The sequence below is a fragment of the Acinetobacter sp. YH12100 genome (assembly GCF_013419135.1).
GTDB lineage: Bacteria > Pseudomonadota > Gammaproteobacteria > Pseudomonadales > Moraxellaceae > Acinetobacter > Acinetobacter pseudolwoffii.
In genome coordinates this window covers 1-14,513 of record NZ_VPAQ01000007.1, presented here as the reverse complement: position 1 = coordinate 14,513, position 14,513 = coordinate 1, and the positions used below count along the sequence as shown (strand labels likewise).

At 43.1% G+C, this 14,513-nt stretch carries 18 protein-coding genes and 2 rRNA genes; 14 read left to right on the top strand and 6 right to left on the bottom strand.

Annotation, left to right across the window (positions count from 1 at the left end; translation table 11 throughout):
- Positions 1-27: 27 nt before the first annotated feature.
- Positions 28-1,662: a phospholipase D family protein gene (locus FTU40_RS06380; RefSeq protein WP_180040188.1), complete on the top strand. Its 1,635-nt coding sequence runs from the start codon at positions 28-30 to the stop codon at positions 1,660-1,662.
- Positions 1,663-1,956: 294 nt separating this feature from the next.
- Here FTU40_RS06380 and FTU40_RS06375 read toward each other — a convergent pair whose 3' ends face one another.
- A complete protein-coding gene (locus tag FTU40_RS06375) occupies positions 1,957-2,763 on the bottom strand; it encodes a 1-acyl-sn-glycerol-3-phosphate acyltransferase (RefSeq protein WP_100329182.1) in 807 nt (268 codons plus the stop codon).
- Positions 2,764-2,952: 189 nt separating this feature from the next.
- Between FTU40_RS06375 and FTU40_RS15220 the strand changes: the two genes are divergently transcribed.
- The 8 genes from FTU40_RS15220 to FTU40_RS06340 all read left to right on the top strand — a co-directional run bounded on the left by FTU40_RS15220 (position 2,953) and on the right by FTU40_RS06340 (position 7,865).
- Positions 2,953-3,084 carry a hypothetical protein gene (locus tag FTU40_RS15220; RefSeq protein ID WP_005098021.1) on the top strand — a complete coding sequence of 44 codons (132 nt, stop codon included), beginning with the start codon at positions 2,953-2,955 and terminating at the stop codon, positions 3,082-3,084.
- Positions 3,085-3,161: 77 nt separating this feature from the next.
- Positions 3,162-4,502 carry a ribosome rescue GTPase HflX gene (gene hflX / locus FTU40_RS06370; protein ID WP_005169463.1) on the top strand — a complete coding sequence of 447 codons (1,341 nt, stop codon included), beginning with the start codon at positions 3,162-3,164 and terminating at the stop codon, positions 4,500-4,502.
- A 35-nt stretch (positions 4,503-4,537) separates the two neighbouring features.
- Positions 4,538-4,909 (top strand): hypothetical protein, encoded by a 372-nt coding sequence (locus FTU40_RS06365; RefSeq protein ID WP_005098027.1) that lies wholly within the window; start codon positions 4,538-4,540, stop codon positions 4,907-4,909.
- A 9-nt stretch (positions 4,910-4,918) separates the two neighbouring features.
- Entirely contained in the window at positions 4,919-5,593 is a 675-nt protein-coding gene (locus FTU40_RS06360) for an LrgB family protein (protein WP_005098028.1), read from the top strand.
- An 86-nt stretch (positions 5,594-5,679) separates the two neighbouring features.
- Entirely contained in the window at positions 5,680-6,126 is a 447-nt protein-coding gene (locus FTU40_RS06355; RefSeq protein ID WP_005098029.1) for a DUF2147 domain-containing protein, read from the top strand.
- A gap of 183 nt (positions 6,127-6,309) precedes the next feature.
- Positions 6,310-6,759, top strand: coding sequence for a DUF2147 domain-containing protein (locus tag FTU40_RS06350; protein ID WP_005098031.1), 450 nt, complete (start codon positions 6,310-6,312; stop codon positions 6,757-6,759).
- A 61-nt stretch (positions 6,760-6,820) separates the two neighbouring features.
- The gene (locus tag FTU40_RS06345; protein ID WP_074383505.1) at positions 6,821-7,270 is read left to right on the top strand and encodes a DUF2147 domain-containing protein; all 450 of its coding nucleotides are present in this window, start codon (positions 6,821-6,823) and stop codon (positions 7,268-7,270) included.
- Positions 7,271-7,418: 148 nt separating this feature from the next.
- Positions 7,419-7,865, top strand: a complete 447-nt coding sequence (locus FTU40_RS06340; RefSeq protein WP_005098035.1) for a DUF2147 domain-containing protein — start codon at positions 7,419-7,421, stop codon at positions 7,863-7,865.
- A 52-nt stretch (positions 7,866-7,917) separates the two neighbouring features.
- On the opposite strand, the gene FTU40_RS06335 is transcribed toward FTU40_RS06340, so the two are convergent.
- From FTU40_RS06335 to pdxA, 3 genes are read right to left on the bottom strand one after another with little or no spacing between them, the layout of a single operon-like run.
- On the bottom strand, positions 7,918-8,763 hold the full coding sequence (locus FTU40_RS06335; RefSeq protein WP_005169457.1) for a symmetrical bis(5'-nucleosyl)-tetraphosphatase: 846 nt from the start codon (positions 8,761-8,763) through the stop codon (positions 7,918-7,920).
- Positions 8,764-8,769: 6 nt separating this feature from the next.
- Positions 8,770-9,582, bottom strand: a complete 813-nt coding sequence (gene rsmA, locus FTU40_RS06330; protein ID WP_005169455.1) for a 16S rRNA (adenine(1518)-N(6)/adenine(1519)-N(6))-dimethyltransferase RsmA — start codon at positions 9,580-9,582, stop codon at positions 8,770-8,772.
- Positions 9,583-9,615: 33 nt separating this feature from the next.
- On the bottom strand, positions 9,616-10,584 hold the full coding sequence (gene pdxA / locus FTU40_RS06325; RefSeq protein ID WP_074383506.1) for a 4-hydroxythreonine-4-phosphate dehydrogenase PdxA: 969 nt from the start codon (positions 10,582-10,584) through the stop codon (positions 9,616-9,618).
- Positions 10,585-10,889: 305 nt separating this feature from the next.
- Here pdxA and rplM point away from each other — a divergent pair, with 305 nt between their 5' ends.
- The 5 genes from rplM (at position 10,890) to FTU40_RS06300 (ending at position 13,814) form a co-directional block, all read left to right on the top strand.
- Complete coding sequence (gene rplM / locus FTU40_RS06320) at positions 10,890-11,318, top strand: 50S ribosomal protein L13 (RefSeq protein WP_004281682.1); 429 nt, start codon at positions 10,890-10,892, stop codon at positions 11,316-11,318.
- A 13-nt stretch (positions 11,319-11,331) separates the two neighbouring features.
- Positions 11,332-11,718: a 30S ribosomal protein S9 gene (gene rpsI / locus FTU40_RS06315; RefSeq protein WP_005007735.1), complete on the top strand. Its 387-nt coding sequence runs from the start codon at positions 11,332-11,334 to the stop codon at positions 11,716-11,718.
- A 337-nt stretch (positions 11,719-12,055) separates the two neighbouring features.
- Positions 12,056-12,709 carry a glutathione S-transferase N-terminal domain-containing protein gene (locus FTU40_RS06310; protein WP_005098044.1) on the top strand — a complete coding sequence of 218 codons (654 nt, stop codon included), beginning with the start codon at positions 12,056-12,058 and terminating at the stop codon, positions 12,707-12,709.
- 9 nt (positions 12,710-12,718) lie between these two features.
- Positions 12,719-13,147, top strand: coding sequence for a ClpXP protease specificity-enhancing factor (locus FTU40_RS06305; RefSeq protein WP_005098047.1), 429 nt, complete (start codon positions 12,719-12,721; stop codon positions 13,145-13,147).
- A gap of 19 nt (positions 13,148-13,166) precedes the next feature.
- Entirely contained in the window at positions 13,167-13,814 is a 648-nt protein-coding gene (locus FTU40_RS06300; protein ID WP_005169443.1) for a hypothetical protein, read from the top strand.
- A 290-nt stretch (positions 13,815-14,104) separates the two neighbouring features.
- Here FTU40_RS06300 and rrf read toward each other — a convergent pair.
- Together rrf and FTU40_RS06290 are read right to left on the bottom strand one after the other, a co-directional pair.
- A 5S ribosomal RNA gene (gene rrf, locus FTU40_RS06295) occupies positions 14,105-14,219 on the bottom strand.
- 190 nt (positions 14,220-14,409) lie between these two features.
- Positions 14,410-14,513, bottom strand: a 23S ribosomal RNA gene (locus tag FTU40_RS06290); the annotation flags it as partial.

Genomic DNA, 14,513 nt, shown 5'->3' with positions numbered 1-14,513 from the left:
ATTCTAATTTTTCATTCTTCGACTTATATGGCCACTGCTCCCCACGTTCAAGCTCATTCAAAATTTTCCTGCTTTTCATCAATTTACCGCTATAAAGCTGGAATTTTACTGAGCTGTAGCATGATCTTGGGTCTTCCTGCATGCAGTACTTTGCCCAAGCAAACTGAGCAGCCTAGCCAGATGGCATTTGAAACAGATACCTCACAAACCAGTTTGGCGCAAATTGTTGAACCTTTACGTGAACAGAACATCGGCCTGACCGGTTATCGTGTGCTCTATGACCCACTCGAAGCACTGGGTGCGCGTATCCAGCTGATTAAGAAGGCCGAGCGTAGTCTGGATCTACAGTATTATATTTGGGACAACGACCGGATTGGCACCCTTGCCCTGCATGCGATTATTCAGGCGGCAGATCGTGGCGTAAAAGTGCGTCTGTTAATGGATGACAATAATGCCAAGAAAATGGAAGGCATTTATCTGGCCTTAAACCAGCATCAGAATATCGATGTCAAACTGTATAATCCCTACCGTTTTCGAAAATATCGTGCCATGGACATGGTGCTGGATTTAAAGCGTATTAATCGCCGCATGCATAATAAAAGTTTTATTGCCGACAACCAGATTGCCCTGATTGGTGGACGCAATATGAGTAACCAGTATTATAATGTCAGTGAAATTTATCAGTTTTCCGATGTCGATGTGATGCTGGTCGGTGCAGCATCGGATGAAATCATTCATTCCTTCGATGAATACTGGAATGATGATTATGCCTATCCGGTGCAACAGATTGTCAATCCGCGCCATCATGGCTTACGCTTTCCAAGCCTGAAGCAACAACTGGAAAAGCACAGTCAGGATCAGGCCACACAGAATTATCTGGATCTGGCCAATCGTTCCAGAGCATTTGACCAATGGCTGGAACAAAACATTCAACTGGATTGGGTCGAAGCCGAAGTGGTCAAAGATCCTCCAAGCAAAATCAAGGCCAAGGCCAAAGCCGAAGAACATCTCAACTTCCAGTTATTACAACATCTGGAAAAACCTGAACAAAGTGTTGATATTGTCTCTGCCTATTTTGTTCCGGAAAAAATTGGCGCAGATCGTTTAAAGAAACTGGCGGATGAAAATATCGAGGTCCGTGTCTTGACCAATTCGTTTAAAGCCAATGATGTTGCCGTTGTACATGCCTTTTATGCCAAATATCGTCAGGATTTATTGGAAAATGATGTGCAGCTATATGAGTTCCTTGCAGCGCCAGATGCCGATCATCTCAATGCCAATACAGCGGAAATTTCCAAAAAAGCCAAAGTCAGCCTGAAAGGTCTGAGCCGCTCCAGCCTGCATGCCAAGCTGATGGCAATCGATCAAAAACAGGTGTTTATTGGTTCTTTTAACTTTGATCCACGTTCTGCCTATCTCAACACTGAAATTGGTGTCTTACTGAATAGTCCCTCTTTAGCACAGGCAGTGCACCAAACCATGGATCAGAACTTAAGTAAATATGCCTATAAACTGGTGCTGGATGCCAACCAGAATATTAACTGGAAAATCAAGAAAGCCAATGGAGAGGTTAAAACCTTCACCAAAGAACCCGGAATAAGATGGTACCAAAAAGCTGGGCTCAAACTGGTGTCCTGGTTGCCGATCGAAGGGTTTATGTAAGTGACAAACAGCTTGAGTTGAACTATTTAAAATAGCCTCTTCTTTAACGCTGCCTTCTTCTCATGGATTTGCCCAAGTTTCAGAGATATGAGTGTGGCAAGGATGTCACATATTATCTATCACGACAGGACGTCGTGTATGGATAATAAAGACTTTTGCCTACTTTGGGTCTGTCAAAAGTAGAGTTTTGCCAACACAAAGCCATTTAAATGTTTAAAGCAAAGATGAGGCTATACACGTCTATTCCCAAGAATAGATATCAAATGCCTAAATTTCTCATCCAGTTGTTTTTTATTAAGTCTTTTCTAGTACACGCGATTGCAACTCCACCAAGCCAGCCTGCATGGTTTGCTGTACCACACGGGTCAGGCTTTCAACAGTGTGCCCCTCAGTCGCGATTGCAGGTAAAGCCACTAAATGTGCAATCACTTGTGGCATTTCCAGTACTTTTTTGACATGTGCTGCAAAACTGATGTCATTGATAAACGGCGCAACCACATCGAGTTCACCCTGCTGATTCACATAACAAATCAGGCAAATTTGCACAGGACGCTGTGCCTCAATCGCAGCGCCCAAAATCCGGCCGTGTACTTTTTTAATGGCTCGCCCATCTGAAGTGGTGGCTTCAGGAAAAAATAATACGGGAATATTCTGTTTTAAAAATCCGGTAATCTGTTCGCGGATACGCACCGAATCACCAGAACCACGTTTGATAAATAAAGTGCCGCCACCTTTGGCCAATTTACCCAGAATTGGCCAGTTTTCAATTTCTGCTTTGGCCAGAAAAAATACGCGTGCCCCTGAACCTAAAACTGCAATATCGAGCCAGGACACATGGTTACTCACCCATAAAGCGGGTTCGCGCGGAATTTCACCGTGCACCTGGACTTCTATATTGAATACTTTGCACAACTGTCGACAAAAATGTTGCACATAACGGGTATTGGTTGGATTGTTCGGATTTTTGTATAAACCGTGACGGAAAACCAAATAGAACCCTTCACTGATAACAGCCAGTGAAGCTGTTACTTTTCGCATATAAAGCCAGAATTTTGCCAAGCCATGTCGGTGAGATGTTTGATCTTGTACAGTTGGGTTCATAAAAACGTCACTAAATCCTAAGCTAGATACAGGGAATATCCACGAATTAAACTCATTCTATACTGTTCATTCGCAACATGCATTGATAATAAAAACCGACCAATAAGATCTATATCTTCAATTTTAATTGGATTAATAAATCATTTAAAATAAAAACATCGGAATATTAGATTAAAAAGGATCGCTGCCATGCCAGATCAAACCCAGCCTGCGAATGAAAAGCTTCAGCCTTTACAAGTGCTCAAATATATTTTGGGTGGTACCTGTATCTATGCCGCTGTACTGGTAACACTTGCACAACTGTTTGTCACCGCACTTTAAACCAAAGCCGCGCTAATTCAGTATCTGCCTCGCTCTTTTTCAACTACACTAAAGCTTTCAAGTGGAGATTGGCCTGAGTGGAATATTTAGAACAACATCGGGGGAAAGAACGCGTCATTCTGGTGAGTGTCAGCGTACAAATGCTGGATGACCTTGATGCTGAAGAGTTTAATCTGCTGGCGCAATCTGCAGATGCCGAAATTCTGGAACATATTCATGCTCAACGCGTCAAACCGGATGCCAAATTTTTTATCGGGTCAGGCAAAGCAGAAGAAATCGCCGAATGCGTAGAAGAACTGGACGCCAATCTGGTCATTGTTGATCATGCCCTGACACCGGCCCAGGCCCGCAATCTGGAACAGGTCATCAAGTGCCGTGTGGTCGATCGTACCGAACTGATTTTAGATATTTTCGCCCAGCGTGCCCGTACCTATGAAGGCAAGCTGCAAGTCGAACTGGCACAACTGCAACATTTATCATCCCGCTTAATTCGCAGCCGTGGCAATCTCGACAGCCAAAAAGGCGGCATTGGCTTGCGTGGCCCGGGTGAAACCCTGCTTGAAACTGACCGTCGTTTACTGCGTATTCGCATGGGACAACTGAAAGCCAAAATTGATAAAGTCCGCCAGACCCGAATGCAAGGTCGTATTGCCCGTCAAAAAGCAGCTGTCCCCACTGTGTCTTTGGTCGGTTATACCAATGCCGGCAAATCGACCCTGTTTAACCTGCTGGCCAAGAGTGATGTCTATGCAGCCGATCAGCTTTTTGCCACCTTGGACCCGACTTTAAGACGTCTGGAATGGGATGGCATCGGCAATCTGGTATTGGCAGATACGGTGGGTTTTGTTCGCAATCTTTCCCACTCGCTGGTTGAATCCTTTAAGGCGACCCTGGAAGAAACCGTAGAAGCTACCCTGTTGCTGCATGTCATCGATTCAAGTAGTCCAGAAATGCTGGAGCAGATTGAAGCGGTTGAAAAAGTCCTGAAAGAAATTGGTGCCGATGTTCCGATCCTGCAGGTTTACAATAAAATTGACTGTAGCGGCGATGAGGCCAAAATTATTTATCGACGCCCGGGTGAGCCAGAACGTGTCTATGTTTCAGCACATAGTGGCGAAGGGATCGACCTGCTGCGTAAAGCGGTACATGAAGCCCTGATGGGACAATTGCAATCCTTTGACCTGATTCTGAAACCCGCCTACGGCAAGCTGCGCAACCAGCTTTATGGTTTAAATGTAATCCAGTCAGAACATTATGATGATGAAGGTCAGCTGCATTTACATATTCGGATTGCAGCACAAAAACTGGAGCAGCTGATTAAACAGGCGCATTTACCTTTAGATGAAATTTTGGGAAAACAGGCGCAGCAGTTTCAACGTCCACTGGAAGCGTTTGAAATCCGGTCAAAGATCGAGTAAAACTTGATAAGTAAACTTAATAATTGATCATACGAATGAACTGGATAAAACGAATAGACTGGCCAGCATGGATCGGCACCCTGTTACTTATTATTGTCTTTCGGGAAGCATCCGTCTGGCTCATGACCCAACTGGATCATCCTGAATTGGGCAATCTGGTAGGATTGCTCAGCTTATTGATTGCCCTTTTTACCTGGCGCTATTTCGGTAAACTTCCCGCTCGTCTCGTAGACACCAATAACAAGCTGATGAAGGAAAGCGCCTTTGCTTTCCTGCCTGTCAGTGCAGGTGCACTAATGATGCTGGTCCATATGGGCCAGAAAATTCCGGCATTTTTGTTCATCATGTTTTTCAGCACCCTGATTCCTTTATGGATTTACGCCAAAATGGCCAAGCGCTGGTTATAGGAGTACCGCATGTTATCTATTTTATATGGCTTTGCGGTCACGCTGATGGCCTATCTGATTGCCAAACCCTGTAACCGGATCATCCCGCAAATTCCTGTCATCGTATTTAGCATGTTCTTTGTGCTTGCAATTTTATTTGTGCTCGGGATTCCTTATCAAAATTACATGGATCAAGTGAATCCGCTCTTCAATCATTTACTTGGCTATGTGACCGTCGCCCTGGCCATTCCACTGGCTGCAATGCGCTATGATGACTTACCACTAAAAGCGATTATCGGTATCTTGGTTTTTGCCAGTATCAGTGCTGTCGCCCTGCCGATGGGACTGGCATATCTGCTGCATATGTCTTCCGCAGATATTATGGCTTTCGCGACTCGGGCGGTGACGACACCCATTGCGATTAATATCGCCACCTTGCTGGATGCTCCAATCAGTATGGTGATTCTGATTGTGATTCTTTCCGGAGTGATTGGCGCAGCATTTTCACCGTTTATCCTGCGGCATATCAATGATGAACGTGCTTCCGGACTGGCCTTAGGATTGGCAGCACATGCGATTGGTACAGCTCAGGCCTGGCAGCGTGGCAGTGTTGCGGGACGTTATGCCGCTTTCGGTATGGCAGTCAATGCGGTGTTTACTGCCATCTGGCTGCCTACTTTTATACTTTATTTGCAAAAAATGTGACTAGTGAATCATTTTAATTGTTTGTTTTGTGCTTTAATCGTTCCTAATATACAAACATAAAACAATTTTATTCAAGGAACAGAAATATGAAAAAGGTTCAATTATTCTCGGCTTTACTTTTAACCTCTTTCAGCCATCTGGCCTTAGCTTCGGATCTGTCAGGGACATGGCGCAATATCGATGATAAAACCGGTTCACCTAAAGCATTCCTGGAAATTCGCGAAACAGCTACAGGCACTTATACGGCCAAAATTACCAAAATCACGCCGCGCCCGGGCTATACCCCAAAAGAAAATTGTGTCTCTTGTCCTGCACCTTATACCAATAAACCGATTCTTGGACTGGATGTACTGACAGGCCTGAAGCACACCGGCAATAATAACTTTGCTCAAGGCAAACTACTCGATCCATTATCCGGGAATGTGTATAGCACCAAGGCAAAATTAAGCAGTAATGGTAAACGTCTGACTTTACGCGGCTATGTAGGCGTTTCGGCCCTGGGTCGCAGCCAGACCTGGATTAAACAGGATTAATTCATACTCTATTGAATAAAATGTGATGAGTTTAAAATTTAGCAGAGAGAAGCTTGCATTTTCATACATTAAGTTGTATGAATATTGAACATATGCTTTTCTCATGGATTATGAAAGTATAATAAGTAGAATTTACATAATATGTATCAAATGGAATTTGATGCGTTGTCATAAGGATATCGTATGCAGAAAATTGCAATTTTAGGTGTATTTACAGCCTCTATAGTCACCTGCTCCATGGCATTTGCGCAGGAGTTATCGGGTTTCTGGCAACAGATTGACGATAAAACCGGCTCACCTAAAGCACTGATTGAAATGAAAACTCAGGCAGATGGTTCTTATACTGGGAACATTCACAAAGTTACACCGCGACCAGGCTATACGCCACGGGAAAAATGTATAAAGTGCCCACCCCCATATACAGACAAACCGATTTTAGGACTAGAGATCATTAAAGGGCTGAAACCAACCAGCAAGAATAACTATGGACATGGTCAAATACTCGACCCTTTAACTGGCAAAATTTATGATTTAAAAGGGCGGATTTCTGCCAATGGGAAACGACTGACTCTACGTGGATACATTGGGATATCTGCCATCGGCCGTACACAAACCTGGATTCGCCAGGATTAATAAAGCAGCACATTTGTGTTGGAGATATTTTATTTCATCTATAAAAAAAGGGATAAATATAATGAAACAATCTAAATTAGGATTAATATTCATCGCTGCCATGATGACTGGCACTGCGTATGCACAGGACTTAACAGGCACCTGGCAACAAATTGATGACAAAACCGGTTCACCAAAAGCAGTGATTGAAATTCGCCAAAATGATAACGGTACGTTTGCCGGAAAAATTATCAAAGTTACGCCACGTCCGGGCTATACTCCACAAAAAACCTGTAATAAATGTCCCGCGCCTTATACCAATCAACCTATTCTGGGCATGGATGTACTGACTGGCTTAAAACATGCGGAAGGCACCAATAACTATGAAAAAGGCCGTGTGATCGACCCGCTGGCAGGTAAAATTTACGATGCCAGAGTACGTCTAAATGCCAATGGTAAACGTTTAACCTTGCGTGGTTATGTCGGCGTTTCTGCTTTAGGCCGCAGCCAGACCTGGATTCGTCAGGATTAGTATCCAATTCTCAATATTAATAAAAGCTGCCAACTTGGCAGCTTTTTTTAGTACATTAACTCTATAGTATTCAGATAATTATTGACTATTTAATCATAATTCCTAACATGAGGGCGCGATGACAAAAAACTCTCTGGAATGACTCTCTATGTTAAAAAAAATATTACTTGCCGCATTGACCACAGGGTTTAGCATGACCCTTTGGGCGGAAGATATTACTGGAACTTGGCAACAAATTGATGATAAAACGGGAGCTGCCAAAGCGATTATCGTAATTAGCCAAGAGCCTAACGACACTTACTCTGCTAAAATTGTGAAAGTTACCCCTCGTCCGGGCTATACACCACGTGAAAAATGTAATGCCTGCCCTGCTCCCTATACCAATCAGCCCATTTTAGGTATGACAATTATCAAGGGCTTAAAACATGTTAAAGGCACCAATAACTATGAAAAAGGTAAAGTGATTGATCCCTTGGCAGGTAAAATTTATGACGCAAAAATGCGTTTAAACAACACTGGCAAACGTTTAACCCTGCGCGCCAGTGTAGGTGTTTCAGTACTTGGTCGTAACCAGACCTGGATACGTGCAGACTAATAGATAGTTTAAAAAAGCCACGTGATCACGTGGCTTTTTTTATTGGATTTACTTAGATCACCGGATTATCAACCGCGAACATCTGCTGATCTTCCAGACGGAATGCCATGAGTTGATTGCCCCAGACACAGCCACCATCGACATTTTGAATTCGGTCCGAAATAGTTTTACCATTTAAGGCAGCCCAGTGACCAAACAGAATCTGATGGCTTTGCGCTGCTAATGACTCAAATTCAAACCAGGGTTTAAAGCCTTCCGGCATTGGATCATCTAGCGCATCTTTAAAGCTGTATTCCAGACGCCCCTCTGCATCAGTGAGACGCATCCGGGTCAAATAATTCACGATACAGCGAATACGCTCATGGCCCTTTAGCTGGTCTGACCACAGTGCGGGTTCTTTCCCAAACATCTCTTTCAAAAAATCATCCAGCACATCGAAGTCATCATTAGAAATGATGGCTTCAACTTCTTGTGCCAATTGAGCAGTTTTTTCTGCATTCCAGATATTCGGAATCCCTGCATGGGTCAGAATAGTCTGCTCATTTGGAAATAGACACAGCGGCTGTTTACGCAGCCAGTCAATCAGGTCATCGCTGTCGATGGCATCAATCACATCACGAACATTGTCTTTTTCTTTAATCGGCTTGATGCCGCGGGCATAGGCCAATAAAGTCAAATCATGATTACCCAAGACTGTTGCAGCCGATCCCTGTTCGGCCAGCTTCTTGATAAACCGCAGTGCAGCAATTGAGTTTTCACCTCGTGCCACCAAGTCTCCAGCAAACCAGATAAAGTCCTGATCTGCATCGAAGCGGATTTCTTTGAGCAGAGCTTTCAAGGCCTCAAAACAGCCTTGCACATCGCCAATTACATAATTATATCGAACAGTGCGGTTCATCGTTATTTAAGCCACCATTTGATCTGAAAGTGCAACAAACTGTTCAAGGGTCAGAGTTTCTGGACGTGCCATCGGGTCAACACCCGCTTTTTCAAAACCATCTTCAACCAGCATGCCTTTTAAGCTATTGCGCAAGGTTTTACGACGCTGGGTAAAGACATGAGATACCAGACGTGCCAGCGCTTTTTCATTTTTGGCCACAATCGGCTTGTCTGCATAAGGCTCTAAACGAAATACCGCCGAGGTTACTTTTGGTGGCGGATTGAAAGATCCCGGTGGTACTTCAAACAGGAAAGTCGGTTTGCAGAAATACTGGATCATGACTGACAAACGGCCATATTCCTTAGTATTTGGTAATGCGGTAATCCGATCAACCACTTCTTTTTGCAGCATGAAGTGCATGTCCTGCACTTTGCCACCAAATTCCAAAAGATGAAAAAGCAGGGGAGTAGAAATATTATAGGGCAAGTTACCAACCACGCGCAGCGGACGGCCTTCTTCAAATAATGTTGAATAATCAAAGCGCAGTGCATCGGCTTCAATAATGGTTAAACGTTCTGGATGTGGTACACGACCCGGCAGGCCCGCAGCCAAATCACGGTCAAGTTCGACCACAGTCAATGCATCACATTCACCAATCAAAGGTGAGGTCAATGCAGCCAGACCCGGCCCAATTTCCAGAATGTTCTGACCTGGACGTGGATTGACTGAGCGTACAATTTTGGCAATGACACGTTGGTCATGTAAGAAGTTTTGACCAAATCGTTTTCGAGCCTGATGCCCTTCTTCTTTTGGGTTTAAGGCATTAATTTGATACATAAAAACATTTCCAACGTGAGTGATGAACAATAATCAGTGGCGCGCCAGATCGAGGGCTAAATCGACAGCAACGTGCAGGCTGGAACTTTTCGCAAGTCCCGTACCCGCGAGGGAGAGTGCTGTGCCATGATCTACAGATGTACGAATAAAGGGTAAGCCGAGGGTAATATTAATGGCTTCACCAAAGCCCTGTGATTTTAACACAGGTAAGCCCTGATCGTGATACATCGCCAGAACCGCATCGGCATCTTTTAAGTTTTCCGGGGTAAATAAAGTATCTGCGGGCAAGCTTAAACTCATATTGATGCCTTGAGCACGGTAGCTTTCAAGTACCGGATTAATCACTTCAATTTCTTCCATACCCAAATAGCCACCCTCGCCTGCATGCGGATTGAGACCGCAGACCAAAATATGTGGATGTTCAATCTTAAATTTGGATTTCAGATCGTGAATCAGAATATCGATGACTTGATGCAAACGCTCTTTGCTAATCGCATCGGCAACGGCACGTAAAGGAAGATGCGTCGTTGCTAAAGCCACACGTAAAGTCTTGGTCGCCAGCATCATCACCACCCGCTCAACGCCTGCAAATTCTTGATAATATTCGGTATGACCGCTGAAATGGATGCCAGCTTCATTCATCACAGACTTTTGCACCGGTGCAGTTGCCACGCCGACACTTTTAGCTGACATGGCATAGTCCGCAGATCGTCGCAGTTGTTCTAATACATAAGCGGCATTGTTCGGGTTCAATTCACCTAATACCACAGGCCGATTGAGTGGCACATGTTCAACATACAGCTGACCTTTTTTTGAAGATGCGTCCTGTCCGGTATATTCAATCAACGCCACAGACAATTTCAATTGATCTGCACGGGCTTTCAGCATATTCAGATCGGCCAATACTATAATCGGACGTTCATCCACACGTTCTGCCAGACTCAGGCAAATATCAGGACCAATTCCGGCAGGTTCTCCGCTGGTGACATATAAAGGCAGCATCATCTTCTCAATTTGGCAAAGCTGAGAAATATTATAACCCGATCATATCCAGGCTGCAGCGATCATTGCAAAGCGTCCTTATAAATCAATATTTTGATACGATTGAAAGGATGGTTACAAATATAGTCATCGTTTTTGCGAGATATTCAGGTTTATGCCTTTCCTTATTTCAGGAGATTAGATAAAATACAGCACTTGAAATTTCAATTTTCATTTGTGATTCTTCACGTATTCGTTTAGAATCGCGTCTCCTTTAGTTTGGACAGATTCCATAGTCCAAACCAACTATAATAGGTAGTGGTTTAATGAAAACTCTCAGCGCTAAGCCAGCTGAGGTTCAACACGACTGGTACGTTGTTGATGCTTCTGGCAAAACTTTAGGTCGCCTTGCGACTGAAATCGCTCGTCGTTTACGCGGTAAGCACAAGACTTCTTATACTCCTCACGTTGACACTGGCGATTATATCGTTGTAATCAATGCTGAAGAAATCACTGTGACTGGTAAAAAGTCACAAGATAAGAAATACTATCGCCACACTGGTTTCCCTGGTGGTATCCGTGAGACTAACTTTGAAAAGTTAATCGCTCACAAACCAGAAGCAGTTCTAGAAAAAGCTGTTAAAGGTATGTTACCTAAAGGTCCTCTTGGTTATGCAATGATCAAGAAAATGAAAGTGTATGCAGGTACTGAGCATCCACACGCTGCTCAACAGCCACAAGTTTTGGACATCTAAGGGATAACAGCACATGGCTACTAATTATGGTACAGGTCGCCGTAAGACCGCAACTGCACGTGTTTTCCTATCAGCTGGTACTGGTAAACTCGTAATTAACAACCGTACTCTTGAACAGTATTTCGGTCGTGAAACTGCTCGTATGGTGGTTAACCAACCTCTTGAGCTGCTTGAAGCAACTGAGAAATATGACCTTTACATCACTGTTGCTGGTGGTGGTATCGGTGGTCAAGCAGGCGCAATCCGTCACGGTATTACTCGTGCATTGATCGCTTCTGACGAGACTTTAAAACCTGCTCTTCGTCAAGCTGGTTTCGTTACTCGTGATGCTCGTGAAGTTGAACGTAAGAAACTTGGTTTACGTAAAGCTCGTAAACGTCCTCAGTTCTCTAAACGTTAATTCGTTTACCGAACCGGACAAAAAAGCCTTGGATTATTCCAAGGCTTTTTTTATAAGTATTCATTTTCAATATTGAAGGATATTTCTGCGGTTATTGTTCATGTATATCTTTACCCCAGACTCCGTCATGGCACCAAAATGATTTACTCAGATAATAATTTGCTACGCCAATAACAATAAATAGCAGGATGATGAGCAGTTTAATAAGCATGCTGTTTTTCTCCAGATATTTTTCTTATAATCTACCTTGGCTCAAGCCGATTGATCTTTGATGCTTGGTGCTTTTTAGGTTGAATTTTAGTATCCTAGTCTATTCATTAGAACTTCATCAGGATTTATGTCAGTCGAAAGCGCGCCTCTTCAAGGAATTACCTTATATAGTCATGCCGATGACTTCCGTTCCCATTGGATTCGCTATGTGCTTGCCGAGAAGCAAATTAAATACAACCTGATTCTGGTAGATACAGATGACGAGGATCTGGCCAGTCTCAATCCTTATAATCAGTTGCCGATGCTGATCGAAAATGAACTCAAATTATTCAATACTTCAATTATTTCTGAATATGTAGATGATCGCTATCGTCAGAATAAACTGTATGCCGATGCGCCGATGCCGCGCGCGGAGCAACGTCAATACATCTGGCGCTTTGAAAATGACTGGCTACAACTGGCCGATATCATGTTACGTCATCCAGACACCCTAGATAAAAAAGCCAAAAACCAGGCACAGAAGCAGTTACAAGATATCCTGACCTCATTGATGCCACTATTCCAGCATTTTCCCTATTTTATGTCTGAACAATTCAGTATTCTGGATTGCATGTTGGCGCCAATTTTTATCCGCCTGAAACAGATGGGCATAGAATTACCGCAGCAGCAATGCCGTCCATTTTATTTATATTGCCAGCGAATTTTCAGTCGTCCTGCCTTTGTAAAATCTATGACATTGCAGGAAAAAAACCGTTATTCAGCACAAATCAAGAACCTGTAGAGAAACATCATGTCCGAACAAGAATTCAACCTTAGCCCTACTCGTCCCTATATGGCACGCGCAATCTATGAGTGGGTTTGTGATAACAATATGACGCCCTACTTGCTGGTCGATGCGACACGTCCAAATACCATGGTTCCTGAGCAGTTTATTAAAGATGGGCAGATTGTGCTGAATATTGTGCCTCATGCAGTACATGCGCTACATATGAGCAATGATGCAATTAGCTTCTCTGCTCGCTTTGGTGGTGTCTCTCGTGATATCTATGTCCCTATGGCAGCCGTACTCGGTATTTACGCACGTGAAAACGGCCAAGGTTTATTCTTTGATCCAAGTGAATATGAACATACACAAACCGATGAAGATGCTTTAAAATCAAGCACTGAAGAAAAACCTGAACAGCCAAAGAAAAAACCAACTTTAAGGTTATTAGATTAAAAAATAATGGAGCAAGTGAATGGCTTTTGATTTAGTACAATATTTTGTTGAACAGATAGAAACTCAAAAGCCTGAGCTTCTAAAAGACCATACGAAAGAAGAAAGACGAAAATATATAACTGAAATTAATGCCTTAACTTTAGGCAAACTGATTACCGAGTGGCGCAACAATCCACAAAAAATTTATAACGAAATTAATCATCCTGATGAATTATATATACTGGAAGTCGTGCGTCATCTGGCCACCCATTCGGAAAACCAGTCAGCTCTGGATCGAACTCAACTAGAACAAAGCACCTCGGAAATTTTCCATTTACAGCTCACTGAATTAAAACAGTTACATGATACCGGCAATCATAATCTTAACAGCATTCAAGAACTGCTCACCGGCCAGATTGAACATTTATCCGGTCAAGCAGATGATTGGGTTTGGACAACAAACAACCTAACAGAACTCAAAGGCTCTAAACCAATTGTACAAGAAGAGCTATCATTGGAGGCATCAATGAAGGAGTTTAATCAAATGGTAAGCCAGAATCATCAGCATCAAGATGTTGAAGACGTCGTTCTTGTAGAAACCCCAACATGGGCAAAGATTGTTGAACCCATCATCGCCATTGCAATTCTTTGGGTATTAATCGCAGCCGTAATGCGCGTATTTGGTTAAAATGAACTGCAATCAAAAACCAGCATTTTGCTGGTTTTTTTATTTGCCAAGATTTATAAGATCGGCCTATCAATTATTTTAGAGCAAACCCAAGATTCAAGATCTCCTATCACTCCTATAAGAACAACCCTCCTAAGAAAGTTTTGATCAGCTTTGAAATATAAATATATTTAAGCACTTCAATAAGTTTGAGAAGCTCTAGTAGTTTCAATATTGCTTATTAAAAGTTCTTAAAAATCCCGCACACAAAAAAACACCCCCTGCTGATGCAGGGGGTGTTTCGAATAATGAGCTGGCGATGACTTACTCTCACATGGGTAACCCCACACTACCATCAGCGCAAAGAGGTTTCACTTCTGAGTTCGGGAAGGGATCAGGTGGTTCACTCTTGCTATTGTCGCCAGCACAACTGTTTATGGACTTGTTCGGGTCTTATTTAACTGCTTTGCAGTATGTGCCGTACTTCGTACCAAATAGAATACATTAACAGGTATATCTGAGTTGAATATTGTCTTACTAACAAGATACTGAATCAAGTCGTTTTGATGAATATCGAATCAATTGATGCTTAATACAACAACTGTTTGGGTGTTGTATAGTCAAGCCTCACGAGCAATTAGTATTGGTCAGCTTCACATATCACTATGCTTCCACATCCAACCTATCAACGTCGTAGTCTTCAACGGCTCTTTAGAGGAC